The sequence below is a fragment of the Mangrovibacter phragmitis genome, assembly GCF_001655675.1.
Taxonomy (GTDB): Bacteria; Pseudomonadota; Gammaproteobacteria; order Enterobacterales; family Enterobacteriaceae; genus Mangrovibacter; species Mangrovibacter phragmitis.
Genome location: NZ_LYRP01000047.1, coordinates 148,658 through 162,342 on the forward strand (window position 1 = coordinate 148,658; position 13,685 = coordinate 162,342).

Annotated in this window: 18 protein-coding genes; 13 read left to right on the forward strand and 5 right to left on the reverse strand. The window is 49.4% G+C overall.

Translation table 11 applies throughout. The features are described 5' to 3' along the window. Window positions 1-36: 36 nt before the first annotated feature. The 3 genes from A9B99_RS19625 to uxaC form a co-directional block, all read right to left on the reverse strand. Window positions 37-567, reverse strand: coding sequence for a YgjV family protein (locus A9B99_RS19625; RefSeq protein WP_064600516.1), 531 nt, complete (start codon window positions 565-567; stop codon window positions 37-39). Between the two features lie 94 nt (window positions 568-661). Beyond that, the gene (locus A9B99_RS19630; protein WP_064600517.1) at window positions 662-2,149 is read right to left on the reverse strand and encodes a UxaA family hydrolase; all 1,488 of its coding nucleotides are present in this window, start codon (window positions 2,147-2,149) and stop codon (window positions 662-664) included. A gap of 18 nt (window positions 2,150-2,167) precedes the next feature. Further along, window positions 2,168-3,580 (reverse strand): glucuronate isomerase, encoded by a 1,413-nt coding sequence (gene uxaC / locus A9B99_RS19635; protein ID WP_064600519.1) that lies wholly within the window; start codon window positions 3,578-3,580, stop codon window positions 2,168-2,170. Between the two features lie 472 nt (window positions 3,581-4,052). Between uxaC and A9B99_RS19640 the strand changes: the two genes are divergently transcribed. The 11 genes from A9B99_RS19640 to A9B99_RS19695 all read left to right on the forward strand — a co-directional run bounded on the left by A9B99_RS19640 (window position 4,053) and on the right by A9B99_RS19695 (window position 11,392). Beyond that, window positions 4,053-5,354 (forward strand): MFS transporter, encoded by a 1,302-nt coding sequence (locus A9B99_RS19640; protein WP_064600521.1) that lies wholly within the window; start codon window positions 4,053-4,055, stop codon window positions 5,352-5,354. A 121-nt stretch (window positions 5,355-5,475) separates the two neighbouring features. Further along, entirely contained in the window at window positions 5,476-6,252 is a 777-nt protein-coding gene (gene exuR / locus A9B99_RS19645; RefSeq protein ID WP_064600523.1) for a transcriptional regulator ExuR, read from the forward strand. Window positions 6,253-6,589: 337 nt separating this feature from the next. Continuing rightward, on the forward strand, window positions 6,590-7,252 hold the full coding sequence (yqjA, locus tag A9B99_RS19655) for a DedA family general envelope maintenance protein YqjA (RefSeq protein ID WP_064600526.1): 663 nt from the start codon (window positions 6,590-6,592) through the stop codon (window positions 7,250-7,252). Continuing rightward, window positions 7,249-7,635: an EnvZ/OmpR regulon moderator MzrA gene (gene mzrA / locus A9B99_RS19660; RefSeq protein ID WP_064600527.1), complete on the forward strand. Its 387-nt coding sequence runs from the start codon at window positions 7,249-7,251 to the stop codon at window positions 7,633-7,635. The genes yqjA and mzrA overlap by 4 nt, the downstream gene beginning before the upstream one ends. Before the next feature lie 158 nt (window positions 7,636-7,793). Then, complete coding sequence (locus tag A9B99_RS19665; protein WP_064600528.1) at window positions 7,794-8,054, forward strand: DUF1090 family protein; 261 nt, start codon at window positions 7,794-7,796, stop codon at window positions 8,052-8,054. A gap of 96 nt (window positions 8,055-8,150) precedes the next feature. Further along, the gene (locus tag A9B99_RS19670) at window positions 8,151-8,450 is read left to right on the forward strand and encodes an ElaB/YgaM/YqjD family protein (protein WP_064600529.1); all 300 of its coding nucleotides are present in this window, start codon (window positions 8,151-8,153) and stop codon (window positions 8,448-8,450) included. After that, window positions 8,450-8,851: a phage holin family protein gene (locus A9B99_RS19675; RefSeq protein WP_064600531.1), complete on the forward strand. Its 402-nt coding sequence runs from the start codon at window positions 8,450-8,452 to the stop codon at window positions 8,849-8,851. Before A9B99_RS19670 ends, A9B99_RS19675 begins: the two co-directional genes overlap by 1 nt. Then, window positions 8,844-9,119, forward strand: a complete 276-nt coding sequence (locus tag A9B99_RS19680) for a YqjK-like family protein (protein ID WP_064600532.1) — start codon at window positions 8,844-8,846, stop codon at window positions 9,117-9,119. The genes A9B99_RS19675 and A9B99_RS19680 overlap by 8 nt, the downstream gene beginning before the upstream one ends. Before the next feature lie 192 nt (window positions 9,120-9,311). Beyond that, on the forward strand, window positions 9,312-9,704 hold the full coding sequence (locus tag A9B99_RS19685; RefSeq protein WP_064600534.1) for a DoxX family protein: 393 nt from the start codon (window positions 9,312-9,314) through the stop codon (window positions 9,702-9,704). A 140-nt stretch (window positions 9,705-9,844) separates the two neighbouring features. Next, a complete protein-coding gene (locus A9B99_RS19690; protein ID WP_064600536.1) occupies window positions 9,845-10,834 on the forward strand; it encodes a glutathione S-transferase family protein in 990 nt (329 codons plus the stop codon). Window positions 10,835-11,026: 192 nt separating this feature from the next. Then, window positions 11,027-11,392 (forward strand): DUF805 domain-containing protein, encoded by a 366-nt coding sequence (locus A9B99_RS19695; RefSeq protein ID WP_064600538.1) that lies wholly within the window; start codon window positions 11,027-11,029, stop codon window positions 11,390-11,392. A gap of 49 nt (window positions 11,393-11,441) precedes the next feature. Here the strand turns inward: A9B99_RS19695 and A9B99_RS19700 are convergent, their stop codons facing one another. After that, on the reverse strand, window positions 11,442-12,341 hold the full coding sequence (locus tag A9B99_RS19700; RefSeq protein ID WP_064600540.1) for a LysR family transcriptional regulator: 900 nt from the start codon (window positions 12,339-12,341) through the stop codon (window positions 11,442-11,444). Between the two features lie 101 nt (window positions 12,342-12,442). Here A9B99_RS19700 and A9B99_RS19705 point away from each other — a divergent pair, with 101 nt between their 5' ends. Continuing rightward, complete coding sequence (locus tag A9B99_RS19705; protein WP_064600541.1) at window positions 12,443-13,144, forward strand: pirin family protein; 702 nt, start codon at window positions 12,443-12,445, stop codon at window positions 13,142-13,144. Between the two features lie 22 nt (window positions 13,145-13,166). Then, window positions 13,167-13,316, forward strand: a complete 150-nt coding sequence (locus A9B99_RS24070) for a hypothetical protein (RefSeq protein WP_197499299.1) — start codon at window positions 13,167-13,169, stop codon at window positions 13,314-13,316. 30 nt (window positions 13,317-13,346) lie between these two features. Here the strand turns inward: A9B99_RS24070 and A9B99_RS19710 are convergent, their stop codons facing one another. After that, the gene (locus A9B99_RS19710) at window positions 13,347-13,673 is read right to left on the reverse strand and encodes a gamma-glutamylcyclotransferase family protein (RefSeq protein WP_064600542.1); all 327 of its coding nucleotides are present in this window, start codon (window positions 13,671-13,673) and stop codon (window positions 13,347-13,349) included. Window positions 13,674-13,685 lie beyond the last annotated feature (12 nt).

Genomic DNA, 13,685 nt, shown 5'->3' on the forward strand with positions numbered 1-13,685 from the left:
CATTCAGACACTCCCTCCGGCCGGGCCGGGGGGAATTTAGTGTGTTTTCTCAACTAAAAATGGGTCAATCCCACGTTTCTGCATTTTCCAGAAACGAATAATTGTCACGCCATTTACGATTAAAAAACTCCCTTCTATCAGCGTACCGCCTATCGAACCCAGTAAAGCGTTGTGTGTCACCCAGCATGCTGTTGAACACCACATAACACAACGCGTAGTCAGGCCTTTGCAACGAAATAACGCCCAGGTACTGGCAACGGTCCCAATCACTGGCAGCACTTCAAACCAGTACTCAACATGGATTGAACCTGATAACAACGTCAGAGCGATAAAAATTCCCATCACCCACAAACTGCGGGTACGCAGCGTGATTAACGTTCGGATGGCATTCAATTCTGCGCTGGCACCCGCCGGGAATGCCCCCATCAGGAAAAAATGAATACCGATAACAGCACTGTATATTGAAAGCTGTATCTTAAAACGCCGTTCATCACGATTGAGAAAAGTAGTTATACCAATCAAAAACGCAATGACCCCGATGCCCTGAGCAAGCCAGTATGCTGACATGGGAAACCCTTAACAGTAGAAAAAGATAATGCCAAAAAAGAAACGGCGCATCACCAAGTGAAACGCCGTTTTATTTTACGCCAGTGCTGGCATTTTACAATGTGACACCACTCTTGAAGATAGCCAGTTCGCGGAAATCATTTTTCTCATTGCAGGTTTGTTTGCCGTCGGCGATATCCACAATAAGGTCAATGAATTTTTCCAGTAATTGTGGCATCAGAGTGCCATGCAACAACTGACCCGCATCGAAATCGATCCAGTGCGGTTTTTTCGCCGCCAGTTCACTGTTTGTGGCAATCTTAACAGTGGGCACAAACCCGCCATAAGGCGTGCCACGCCCGGTACTGAACAGCACCATATGGCAACCCGCACCAGCCAGCGCACTGGTCGCAACGGCATCGTTGCCGGGTGCGCTTAACAGGTTAACCCCGTGTTTTTTCAGGCGCTCACCATAACGCAGCACATCCACAACCTGGCTGGAGCCCGCTTTCTGCGTGCATCCCAGAGACTTCTCTTCCAGGGTTGTAATTCCACCAGCTTTGTTGCCTGGTGATGGGTTTTCGTAAATAGGCTGGTTATGGGCAATGAAATATTGTTTGAAATCATTCACCATAGTGACTGTTTTTTCAAACGTACTTTCATCACGGCAATGGCTCATCAGAATACGTTCCGCACCAAACATTTCTGGCACTTCCGTTAATACTGTTGTGCCTCCATTGGCAACCATAAAATCAGAGAAACGCCCAAGCATCGGGTTAGCAGTAATACCGGACAACCCGTCAGAACCACCACATTCAAGGCCAAACTTCAGTTCACTGAGTTTACCTGACTGGCGTTTATCATGACGCATCGCTTCATATAACGCCTGGAGGTGTTCAACCCCGGCTTCCACTTCATCGTCTTGCTGCTGGCAAATCATAAAGTGAACGCGATCTTCATCAAACTCGCCCAGGGTTTCACGAAAGGCGCTAACCTGGTTGTTTTCACACCCCAGACCAATCACCAGTACTGCCCCGGCATTGGGGTGGCGAACCATGTTTTGCAGCATAGTACGCGTATTGATGTGATCGTCGCCCAACTGGGAACAACCGTAGTTGTGGCCGAACAGGAAAACACCGTCAATATCAGAGGCGTCATCATTTTCTTTCAGAAAACGCTGCTGAATTTGGCGGGCGATCCCGTTAACACACCCAACGGTAGGCAGGATCCATAATTCGTTACGCACACCCACCTCGCCATTGGAGCGGCGGTAGATCTGAACATCGCGATCCCCCGCCTGCACCATGATATTCAGTGCTTCAGGTTGATAGCTGTACTCGTCCAAATCGCTCAGATTGGTACGCATATTATGCGAGTGAAGGTACTCACCAGGCCGGATATCAACCAGTGCATGACCGATAGGCAGACCATACTTAACAACGTTCTCACCCTTCGCGATTGCCCGGATGGCGAACTTGTGCCCACGCGCAACAGGTTGAAGCAGAGTAATGTCCTGCCCATCGACATTGACGATGGCCCCTTCGGCCTGGTCCACTAGCGCAACAGCGACATTATCTTGCGAATGGATCTTAATGTATTGCATATCAACCTCAGTTGAGACTTAGTTCAGCTCAATAGCAAAATAATCACGCGCATTGTTAAAGCAGATGTTTTTCACCATCTGGCCTAACAACTCGATATCTGCAGGTGCTTCACCCGCTTCAACCCAACGGCCAATCATCTGGCACAGGATGCGACGGAAATATTCATGACGGGTGTATGACAGGAAACTACGGCTGTCGGTCAGCATGCCAACAAAACGGCTTAACAGGCCCAACTGCGCCAGTTGAGTCATCTGACGTTCCATACCGTCTTTCTGGTCGTTAAACCACCAGCCGGAGCCAAACTGCATTTTCCCGGCGATACCTTCGCCCTGATAGTTACCAATCATGGTACCCAGGACTTCGTTATCACGCGGGTTCAGGCAGTAAAGGATAGTTTTCGGCAGTTGATTATTTTCGTTCTGTTTATCCAACAGACGCGCAAGCTCTTCCGCCAGCGGGCGGTCATTGATGGAATCGAAACCAACATCCGGCCCCAGCAGCTTAAACTGACGGGTGTTGTTGTTGCGCAGTGCACCGATGTGGTATTGCTGAACCCAGCCACGACGGGCATATTCCGCGCCCAACCAAACCAGTACTGCGGTTTTGAACTGAGCAACTTCCAGCGCAGACGGAGTAGCTCCAGCCAGGCGGCGCGCGAGAATGCTATCCAGTGTTGCTTCATCAGCATCGGCATACATTACGACATCCAGCGCATGGTCAGACACTTTACAACCGTGGGCTTCGAAGTGATCCAGGCGTTTTTTCAGCGCCGTTTGCAGATCGCTGAAACGGCGAATATCGGTGTCAGAAACTTCCGCCAGTTTGCCGATGTAATCAACAAAAGTGGCCAGTTCAATGTTAAATGCTTTGTCCGGACGCCAGCTTGGCAACACTTTGATGTCAAAACTGGTATCAGCCGCAATAGCACTGTGGTGATTCAGGGCATCGATCGGGTCATCAGTTGTCCCAACCATTTTCACGTTCATCTGCTTCATGATACCGCGAGCAGAGAAGGTGTCTTCAGCAAGCAGCGCATTACACTGCTCCCAAATTTCATCTGCTGTTTTCGGTGACAGCAATTTACCTGTAATACCAAACGGGCGACGTAATTCCAGGTGCGTCCAGTGGTAAAGCGGGTTACCAATGGTGTGCGGCACGGTTTCCGCCCAGGCGTTGAATTTTTCGCGGTCAGTCGCATCACCGGTGCACAGACGCTCAGCAACACCATTAGAGCGCATAGCACGCCATTTGTAGTGATCGCCTTTCAACCAGATGTCATACAAGTTTTTAAAACGATAGTTTTCTGCGACTTGCTGCGGGGGAAGGTGGCAGTGGAAGTCAAAAATTGGCTCATCCGCTGCGTAGTCGTGGTACAAGCGACGGGCAAATTCAGTATCAAGCAGAAAGTCTTCAGTCATAAACCGAGTCATTATCGTTATTCCTCTGGACACGTTATCGGATATCTAATCAGTATGACTACAAAGTTATCACACCAATTCATTGCATCCGAGTGGAATTTTGTGTCCCGGATCACATAAACCATACAAATTATGTTTATTTAAAGTTAAAAAAAGTACTGCAAGCCGCGCCAGTTCTGGCAAAGCATACCCCGATTTAATAACCCTGTCTTTAATGTACTTTTGTGATGGCTCTCAACTTTTAAAGATGTATGACAAGTTATCTTTTGCCACGTCAAGAACAGTAAATATTACGGAATATTTGGCGATGCGCTTTTATCGCTTTTGTAGGTATGGATGCCGGATGCTTTACACATTCTAACTAGCAAGGCACGGGCCATACCTAAGTTTCACTGGTAGAACCCTCCTGAATAAAACTCATATGCAGGTCTGGTCCTGTAATGCAACCGTGTGGCGCGGTTGAAAACAAATACTGAGGTTCGAAATGCGAAAGATCAAAGGCTTACGCTGGTATATGATTGCACTGGTCACGCTGGGGACCGTGTTGGGGTATTTAACCCGTAACACTGTCGCTGTGGCTGCGCCGACTCTGCAAGAACAGCTCCATATTACTACTCAGCAATACTCATATATTATTGCCGCTTATTCTGCATGCTACACAGTAATGCAGCCTGTTGCTGGCTATATCCTTGATATTCTTGGTACAAAAGTTGGCTACGCCGTATTTGCCATCTTCTGGGCTATCTTCTGTGGTGCAACAGCGTTGGCGGGAAGCTGGGGCGGTCTGGCTATTGCCCGTGGGGCAGTCGGTGCCGCAGAAGCCGCAATGATCCCTGCAGGCCTGAAAGCCAGTAGTGAATGGTTCCCGGCGAAAGAACGTTCCATTGCCGTGGGCTACTTCAACGTAGGCTCCTCTATTGGTGCCATGATTGCGCCGCCTCTGGTTGTGTGGGCGATTATGATCCACAGCTGGGAAATGGCATTTGTTATCACCGGGGTTCTGAGTTTTGCCTGGGCGATGCTGTGGCTGTTCTTCTATAAGCACCCGAAAGATCAGAAAAAACTGTCTGATGAAGAACGTGATTACATCATCAGTGGTCAGGAAGCTTTGCATCAAACCAGTAACATCAAAAAGCTTTCTGCCTGGCAGATCCTGCGTAACCGCCAGTTCTGGGGTATTGCGTTACCGCGTTTCCTTGCTGAACCGGCCTGGGGTACGTTTAACGCCTGGATCCCGCTGTTTATGTTTAAAGTCTACGGCTTTAACTTGAAAGAAATCGCCATGTTCGCCTGGATGCCAATGCTGTTCGCTGACCTGGGTTGCGTAATTGGTGGGTATTTACCTCCGCTGTTCCAGCGCTGGTTTGGTGTTAACCTGATTGTTTCTCGTAAGCTGGTTGTCACCATGGGTGCATTCCTGATGATTGGCCCAGGTACCATTGGTTTGTTCACCAGCCCTTATGTCGCTATCGCTCTGCTGTGTGTGGGTGGCTTTGCCCACCAGTCACTGTCCGGCGCTCTGATTACGTTGTCTTCTGACGTATTTGGACGTAACGAAGTGGCTACTGCTAACGGGATGACTGGTATGGCAGCCTGGACCGCCAGTACGTTGTTCGCTCTGGTTGTCGGTGCGCTGGCCGACAAAATTGGGTTCAGCCCGCTGTTTGCCGTACTGGCTGTGTTCGACTTGCTCGGTGCACTGGTTATCTGGACGGTACTGAAAAATAAATCCGCTGAAGACATTGTGGATGAAGGTGGCGTTGCTCACGCTGCGGCGCAAAGTTAAACCTGGTTCTCAAAAAGCCGCCTTAAGGCGGCTTTTTATTAGCATCAAGTAGAGCCGGGAAGAGATAAGTGGTATAACAAATTAGTTTCATCATGTATCAGACCCCATCCTGGAGCCGCTTATGGAGTTATCGGATTCTCGTCGCTTATATCAGCAACTGGCCGCTGAGCTAAAACACCGAATAGAAAGCGGAGTTTATCTTGTCGGAGACAAATTACCGGCGGAACGTTTTATTGCTGACGAGAAAAATGTCAGCCGGACAGTGGTACGCGAAGCCATTATCATGCTTGAAGTGGAAGGATATGTTGAAGTCCGTAAAGGTTCAGGCATTCATGTCATCGCCAACCAGGCCCGCTACAGTGCGCAACCCGATGAGCGGTTTGAATTCGCTAATTACGGTCCTTTTGAATTACTCCAGGCCCGCCAGTTGATTGAAAGTAATATTGCAGAATTTGCGGCAACGCAGGTGACCAAGCAAGACATCATGAAGTTGATGGAAATTCAGGAACAGGCGCGGCATGAGAAATGTTTCAGGGATTCGCAATGGGACTTACAGTTCCATGTGCAAGTTGCCCTGGCCACCCAAAACAGCGCGTTAGCCGCTATTGTAGAAAGAATGTGGACACAGCGTGTTCATAACCCTTACTGGAAAAAGTTACACGATCATATCGATCTCAGAACAGTCGATCACTGGTGCGATGACCACGATCAGATTTTACGTGCCCTGGTCAGAAAAGATCCCCACGCAGCTAAACTGGCGATGTGGCAGCATTTGGAAAATACCAAACAGATGCTGTTTAATGAAACCAGCGACGACTTTGAGTTCAACGCAGACCGCTACTTGTTTGCTGAAAACCCGGTCGTTCACCTTGAAGCTCCTGGCATCCCACATAAATAATTCGTCAATGGGCGAGAGATATTCAGGGCGTTAGTGTCAGCCTTTGTAAATACTCTCGCCAGCCTGCATTTTACCGCGCAAAATCAGCCCGACTACTGCTAAATATTGTGACGCACAACATCTATATTTGTTACAATTGTACGCATTTTTCGTGGCCAGCCTGGCTTTTTGCTGCCTTTTGCCACGTATGTGATACGCCAGAAAAGGCTGTTTTTTATACGGTGATCCAGTTTGTACGCTGATAATGTTTTTACGGCAGCACACACGCGACAGACCCATCCCGCCATTTGCCTTCTTCTGCCGTTATTGGTTTTGACTGATGTGCCAGGACCCCTGAATGGAACTTTTTACACAACTCCTTAATGCACTCTGGAGTCAGGATTTTGAAACCCTTGCCAATCCTTCAATGATTGGCATGTTGTATTTCGTTTTATTTACGATTTTGTTCCTGGAAAATGGCTTACTCCCGGCGGCATTCCTCCCTGGAGACAGTTTGTTAATTTTAATCGGCGTACTGATTGCTAAAGGTGCACTGGCGGCTGTCCCCACATTGATTTTGCTTACCGCAGCAGCCAGCCTGGGTTCCTGGGTCGGCTTTATTCAGGGCCGCTGGCTTGGCAACGCCCGACTTGTGCAGAAATGGCTATCTCATCTGCCCGCCCATTATCATCAACGTGCCCACCATTTGTTCCATAAGCACGGCCTTTCCGCATTACTTGTGGGCAGGTTCATCGCATTTGTTCGTACTCTGCTCCCAACCATTGCGGGCCTTTCTGGCCTGAGCAGCTCTCGTTTTCAGTTTTTCAACTGGATGAGTGGGTTACTGTGGGTTCTGATTTTGACTGCTCTGGGTTACCTGCTGGGCAAAACCCCCGTGTTTGCCAAATATGAAGATGCGTTGATGTCCTGTCTGATGCTTATCCCGGTGGTACTACTGGTCTTCGGTCTGTTGGGTTCCCTGGTGATGTTGTGGAAAAAACGCAGCGGGAGCAAAGGATGAAACTGTTCCATCATTTAACTAACAACCGGGCCCACCTTGCTATCGTGGCTCTGTTACTGATCTGTGCCAGCACCGTATTCTGGGCCGCGACCCGTAAGCCAGACACCACTCTGGAAATTCGCCCTGCACAGGCTGGCGCAACAATTCCCGATGGTTTCTTCGTCTGGCACCATCTTGATGCCAATGGCATTCGGGTGAAAAGCATTACACCAGATAACAATAAGCTCGTGATTAAATTTGATTCCAACGTGCAAAGCGAAGCCGCTGCCCGGGTGCTTTCTGCAACGCTTCCCCATGGGTATGTTATCACGCCCCGCCAGGAACCAACCCCGTTTGACCACTGGCTGGCCCGCCTTGGCGTTTCACCTTCCAGAATTGGCTAACTTGCTTTACCGAATATTCTGAATATTTTCACTTACTTTGCCGTTTAGCTGCATCCTGACTATGCTTACCAGGCGATTTAAAAATACAAAATCGCTACACTGACAGCATCTTCAACGGACTGGTGCCCCCTTGTTGCTGCTACCAGAAACGAACGGACATGTTAACAATGAATTATCGCACCTTGCTGGTTTGTACGTTTACCTTGCTGTTTTTCTCCCCTCTGATACAGGCATCCACCGCCTGTCAGGACAAGCAGCAAGATATATTGCGTGAGATAAGTTATGCGAAAAAGCACCATAATCAGCGCCGTATTGATGGCCTGAATAAGGCTCTGGCGGAGGTCAGGTCCCGGTGCAGGGAAGAATCCCATCACAGCAACTTATCGGGTGAAAAACATAAAAGCACTCATACGCGATAAAGGCCCACTCTAACGGCAGGCCAGCGTTACAGCAGTCACCGCATATGTATAGCGGTGACTGATTCATGGAACTGTGAATTAACTGGAGAAGCCTGTATGTCTAAAGATACTGAACAACTGCGAGATGAACTTAAATCCCTGGCGGATACTCTTGAGGAAGTGCTGAATTCTTCGGGTGAGAAATCGAAAGAAGAAGTTGAAAAAGTACGAGCCAAAGCTGAACGTATGCTGAAACAGAGCCGGGTGCGGGTAAGTGAAACAAGTGAGGCAGTGCTGCGACAGACAAAAGAAGCAGCCTGCAAAGCAGATAACTATGTGCATGAAAATCCATGGGCCGGAATCGGAATTGGTGCCGCTGCGGGTCTGGTACTGGGTATGCTGCTGGCGCGTCGTTAATGATGGATAATTCTCCGACACAAGGGCCGGGAGGGCGTATTCTTGGTTCGGGAAAGCGAATTCTGTCGCTGCTGGTCTCCATGGTGGAGACCCGGCTTCAGTTAGCTGTAGTCGAACTGGAAGAGGAGAAAGCGCGCCTGTTTCAGTTACTTCTTCTGCTGTCACTGACGTTGCTTTTCACTCTGTTTGGTCTTGCCAGCCTGCTGGTGCTCATTGTTTGGGTTATTGACCCTCAATACCGGCTCTATGCCCTGACGGCAGCAACAGTTGTATTGTTACTCCTCGCACTCTTCTGTGGTCTTGTGGCGTTGCATAAATCACGGGCCTCCACTCTGCTGCGCCAAACTCGTAAAGAGTTAGCAAACGACAGGCAGGCACTGGAGGATACTCACCATGAATGAATCACTTGCCGAACGAAAGGCGCGGCTGACATTGCGTATTCAGCAGCAACGCCTTGACTTGCTCAGCGCAGAGCGCGAGTGGCTATCTGCAATGGCACCGGTAGATGCGGGCTGGGGGTATCTGGCCCGCTACAAATGGGTGGCCATCGCCGGAAGCGGTATACTGGCGACCTGGCAATTGCGCCATCCTGGAAGGCTGATACGCCTGTTAAGACGTGGGCCACTGGTCTGGAGCGCCTGGCGCTTAGTCCGTAACATACGGCGCTGACTGATAAAATCCCGCGGTTCCCCCGTGGGATTCTTTCAATTCAAACATAATCAATTTTTTTGAATTTTTCTGACAATTATACTTGCTAACAATCTCCCTTCAGTCTCTTTAGTATTCAGCCATGGACAGCAAGGCACACTAATCACCTGCTGCTACTCAATAAAAATAAACTGATTTCCTGGAGAGAGTAAGATGAAAAAATTCGAAAATATTGGTTTTCTGGTTGCACGCATCCTGATGCCAATTCTGTTTATCTATGCCGGCTGGGGCAAAATCAACGCTTACGGAGCAACTCAACAATACATGCAGGCAATGGGTGTGCCGGGGGCCTTATTACCGCTGACCATCTTACTGGAGTTTGGCGGTGGCCTGGCTATCCTGTTTGGTTTCCTGACGCGCACAACAGCTATTATTACTGCAATCTTCACGTTAATTACTGCGTTTATCTTCCACAGTAATTTTGCAGAAGGCGTGAACTCACTGATGTTCATGAAAAACCTGACGATTGCAGGCGGTTATCTGCTGCTTTTCATCACCGGCCCTGGTGCCATCAGCCTGGACCGTGTCCTGAAAAAGAGCTGGTAATGGTTCAAAGCAAAAGGCGGAGATATGCTCCGCCTTTTGCTGTATCACGGCAACTGACAATCAGCCCCTTCACTTGTTTCTCGCTATAACAGTGTGCAGTTGGGAAAACGGGTTGAAGAAACAGAACAGAGGAAACAGACATGGGACAACTTATTGACGGAGTCTGGCACGATACCTGGTATGATACGAAATCAACTGGCGGGCGATTCAAGCGCTCTGTCTCCGCTTTTCGCAACTGGATAACGCCAGACGGCACACCGGGCCCAACCGGAACAGGTGGTTTTTCAGCATCAACATCCCGCTACCATTTGTATGTCTCTCTTGCCTGCCCCTGGGCTCACCGAACGCTGATTATGCGGCAATTGAAAGGGCTTTCTGATTTTATTCCCGTTTCGGTGGTCCACCCCTTGATGTTTGAACACGGCTGGACACTGGCACAGGATTTCCCGGGCGCTACAGGGGATGGCCTGTACCAACATGAGTATTTATACCAACTCTACTTACATGCCGATGAGCAATACTCTGGCCGTGTTACCGTCCCCGTATTATGGGATAAACAAAACCAGACGATTGTCAGCAACGAATCAGCTGAGATTATCCGTATGTTTAACAGTGCATTTGATGCACTGGGCGCAACAGCGGGAGATTACTATCCCGAAGCTTTGCGTGAACAAATAGATGAGATTAACGCCTGGATCTATGACTCCGTGAATAATGGTGTGTATAAGGCAGGGTTCGCGACATCTCAGGATGCGTATGATGAAGCGGTAGCCGGCGTGTTTACTGCGCTGGATAAACTGGAAGACCTGCTGGGGCAACAACGCTGGCTGGTGGGTAACCAAATGACAGAAGCAGATATCCGCCTGTGGACCACGCTTATCCGTTTTGATCCGGTGTATGTCACCCACTTCAAATGCGACCGCAAACGCATCAGTGATTACCCCAACCTGTTTGCCTACTTACGGGATATTTACCAGATACCCGGAGTTGCCAATACGGTTAACTTTGATCATATCCGCCACCACTATTTTTGTAGCCATAAAACCATTAACCCAACCGGCATTATCTCCACAGGCCCGGTTCAGAATTTAATGCAGCCCCACGGGCGCGAACAGCAGTTTCCAGGTTAAATACCGTTAAATTGTGAGACGAAAACCGGGCCTGCGCCCGGTTTTTGCCCTCATTTAACAAGCCCACGCTATTTCTGCTCAAAAAGGTGAGAACTCAACCATTCTCTGTGCCTGCCATTTGCCAGTTTTATTTTCAGTCCTATGCTTTATTTGGTGATTAAAAAGGTTGTCTGACTGGAAAGGAGAGTGCAAATGGACTGGTATTTAAGCGCGCTGCGCAATTACTTTGGTTTTCAGGGAAGAGCTCGCCGCAAAGAATTTTGGATGTTTACCCTGGTTAATATCATTTTTGCTGCAGTTCTGGCGGTGCTGGACAATATGTTACACCTGCGTATTCATGAGCAGGGGGTATTATCATCGTTGTATAGCCTGTTTGTGTTAATTCCTTCACTGGCGCTACAATTTCGCCGCCTGCACGATACCAACCGTTCAGCCTGGTGGTTGCTACTCATGTTCATTCCACTGATTGGCGCGCTGATCTTGCTGGCGTTCTATTGTCAGGAAGGTAACCGTGGTGCCAACCGTTTTGGCAATGACCCTAAAATAGCGATTAACTGACAGCACAGAACCCGGTGCAACTCCCCGGGTTCTGCTGCAAAAGCGTGGGCTATTTCATTTGCGCGAACAGTTTCGGTATTTCACGCAGGCACCATGACTTGGCTTCACCCATGCTGTCGCGCCGCCAGGCCATGATAATGTCAACCTCGCTGGTCGATTCGGGGCTCACGACCCGTAAACGCCCTTCCTCGATATCCTGTTTCACCAGCGGCCATGGCATGGTTGCCACCCCCATGCCATCCAGTAAAGCCCGATGCTTATCATGAATGGTACTTACCGTAAGGCGCGGCTGTTTATCCAGCAGCTGGACGGTTAATACCGGGCGCTCGCGTGCGGTGTCAGCCACCGCTATACCCCGGTATTTCACACGCGTTACCTCTGAAAGCGGCTCTGCCTCGTTATGGATAGGATGGTCTGCCGCTGCGACATAAACATTCTTCATGGAGTAGAGCTTTCGGGAGTTAATCTCTGTTGAAGAGCGAAAATGCATGTCGGGTGCAATAACGATATCCGCCCGCCCTTGTTCAAGACGCTCCCAGGCGCCAGCCAGTACCTCGGTCAGCAGGGAAAGCTGGGTATTGGCTTTTTGTGCCAGCCTCTCCACCAGAGGAAATAATGCAAAAGTAGGTACCAGTGCTTCAGTCACAATCGTCAGGTGAGTTTCCCACCCCCTGGCCAGTGCTTCAGCATCTGTTGTGAGTTTATCGGCAGCTTCCAGCAACACCCGGCCCCGTTCCAGCAGCATTCTGCCGACATTGGTGAATTTAGTACGGTGACCTGAGCGGTCGAAGAGCACCACATCCAACTCTTCCTCAAGCTTTTGCATGGTGTAACTCAGTGCAGAAGGTACTCTGCCCAGTTCATCTGCCGCTGCTGCAAAACTTCCCCGCCGGTCAATAGCATCCATCACTCTTAATGACTCCAGCGTGAGTGCGCGTTCTTTTGCCATCCTCTTCTCTTTCAGGAAATTTGAACATACCAAGCAGATTAACTGGCTAACAATGCAGCGTCCAGTTACTTAACATGGAGAGAGCAAAAAGAGGTTAAAACATGATTACGACAAGAACTGCAAAACAGTGTGGCCAGGCAGATTTCGGCTGGTTACAGGCACGTTACACTTTCTCATTTGGACATTACTTTGACCCGGACTTACTCGGCTACGCATCATTACGTGTACTGAATCAGGAAGTTTTGGCACCTGGTGCCGCATTTCAGCCGCGCACTTACCCTAAAGTGGATATCCTGAATTTAATTCTGGATGGTGAAGCAGAATACCGTGACAGCGAGGGTAACCATATTCGGGTTAAATCAGGTGAGGCGTTGCTTTTATCCACTCAGCAAGGTTGTAGTTACAGTGAGCATAATGCCAGTAAAGATAAATCGCTCACCAGGATGCAGCTGTGGCTTGATGCCTGCCCGGAACGCGAAAATCCGTTAATCCAGAAAATAACCCTGTCAGGGGACAAGCGGCAGTTAATTGCCTCACCGGATGGCCAACAAAACAGCCTGGTGCTGCGCCAGCAAGTCTGGCTCCATTATGTGAACCTGAAAGCAGGCGAACAGGAAGAGTTTCAGTTACATGGGCCACGGGCATATTTGCAGTCTATTCATGGTTCTTTTCACGCGCAAACAGGCGCTCAGGAAAAAGCCCATATGACTTGTGGTGACGGCGCATTTATTAAGGATGAGGCACATCTAACCCTTGTGGCGGATACCGACCTGGAAGGGTTACTGGTAGACTTGCCTGTATAACCACACCATGAGAGAGACTGTTATGCAACACGAACAAACACTCGCAAACAGCGCAACAACACCTGTGGCAAAGCCTGCTTCACTCGACGATGTTTTTACCCAAATGCTGGATGAGCTGGAAGCAATTGTCGCGGAAGCACAAGTTCGCCTGGCTGAAGAGCTTTATGCCTGACACCACACTTTTTCTGCCAGGCCTGGGGCATCAGGCCTTCAGAATATAGACAAAGGCACAAATTTTTTGTCCCTGCTGCGTAGTCACTTCCGCGGTTACCCGCAGGTAGTCAGCACCTTCAAAATCATCCAGCATCGCCCAGTTTTCATCCAACTTTGAGGATGAAAAAAGATATCCGTCAACAAGTTCGCCCTGTGAGTCCGGTATCAGCGCCGGGTAGCCACCAAGTGTGCGCCAGCCCGCATTGACCAGATGCCCCGTTACACAGGCCGGTTCCCAAAGGCCTTCCATTTGCGCCAATAACCCGGCGTTTTTCTCCCCCGGGCAGAGAGATCCATAGACAAACAAATATGCCATAGCGGCTCCTGG

Coding starts and splice junctions, on each gene's coding strand:
- A9B99_RS19630 (WP_064600517.1), bottom strand. CDS start 2,149: ATGCAATACATTAAGATCCATTCGCAAGATAATGTCGCTGTTGCGCTA.
- A9B99_RS19665 (WP_064600528.1), top strand. CDS start 7,794: ATGTTAACAATGAATTATCGCACCTTGCTGGTTTGTACGTTTACCTTG.
- A9B99_RS19685 (WP_064600534.1), top strand. CDS start 9,312: ATGAAAAAATTCGAAAATATTGGTTTTCTGGTTGCACGCATCCTGATG.
- A9B99_RS19700 (WP_064600540.1), bottom strand. CDS start 12,341: ATGGCAAAAGAACGCGCACTCACGCTGGAGTCATTAAGAGTGATGGAT.
- A9B99_RS19675 (WP_064600531.1), top strand. CDS start 8,450: ATGATGGATAATTCTCCGACACAAGGGCCGGGAGGGCGTATTCTTGGT.
- A9B99_RS19695 (WP_064600538.1), top strand. CDS start 11,027: ATGGACTGGTATTTAAGCGCGCTGCGCAATTACTTTGGTTTTCAGGGA.
- A9B99_RS19670 (WP_064600529.1), top strand. CDS start 8,151: ATGTCTAAAGATACTGAACAACTGCGAGATGAACTTAAATCCCTGGCG.
- uxaC (WP_064600519.1), bottom strand. CDS start 3,580: ATGACTCGGTTTATGACTGAAGACTTTCTGCTTGATACTGAATTTGCC.
- A9B99_RS19640 (WP_064600521.1), top strand. CDS start 4,053: ATGCGAAAGATCAAAGGCTTACGCTGGTATATGATTGCACTGGTCACG.
- A9B99_RS19690 (WP_064600536.1), top strand. CDS start 9,845: ATGGGACAACTTATTGACGGAGTCTGGCACGATACCTGGTATGATACG.
- mzrA (WP_064600527.1), top strand. CDS start 7,249: ATGAAACTGTTCCATCATTTAACTAACAACCGGGCCCACCTTGCTATC.
- A9B99_RS19705 (WP_064600541.1), top strand. CDS start 12,443: ATGATTACGACAAGAACTGCAAAACAGTGTGGCCAGGCAGATTTCGGC.
- yqjA (WP_064600526.1), top strand. CDS start 6,590: ATGGAACTTTTTACACAACTCCTTAATGCACTCTGGAGTCAGGATTTT.
- A9B99_RS19625 (WP_064600516.1), bottom strand. CDS start 567: ATGTCAGCATACTGGCTTGCTCAGGGCATCGGGGTCATTGCGTTTTTG.
- exuR (WP_064600523.1), top strand. CDS start 5,476: ATGGAGTTATCGGATTCTCGTCGCTTATATCAGCAACTGGCCGCTGAG.
- A9B99_RS19680 (WP_064600532.1), top strand. CDS start 8,844: ATGAATGAATCACTTGCCGAACGAAAGGCGCGGCTGACATTGCGTATT.
- A9B99_RS19710 (WP_064600542.1), bottom strand. CDS start 13,673: ATGGCATATTTGTTTGTCTATGGATCTCTCTGCCCGGGGGAGAAAAAC.
- A9B99_RS24070 (WP_197499299.1), top strand. CDS start 13,167: ATGCAACACGAACAAACACTCGCAAACAGCGCAACAACACCTGTGGCA.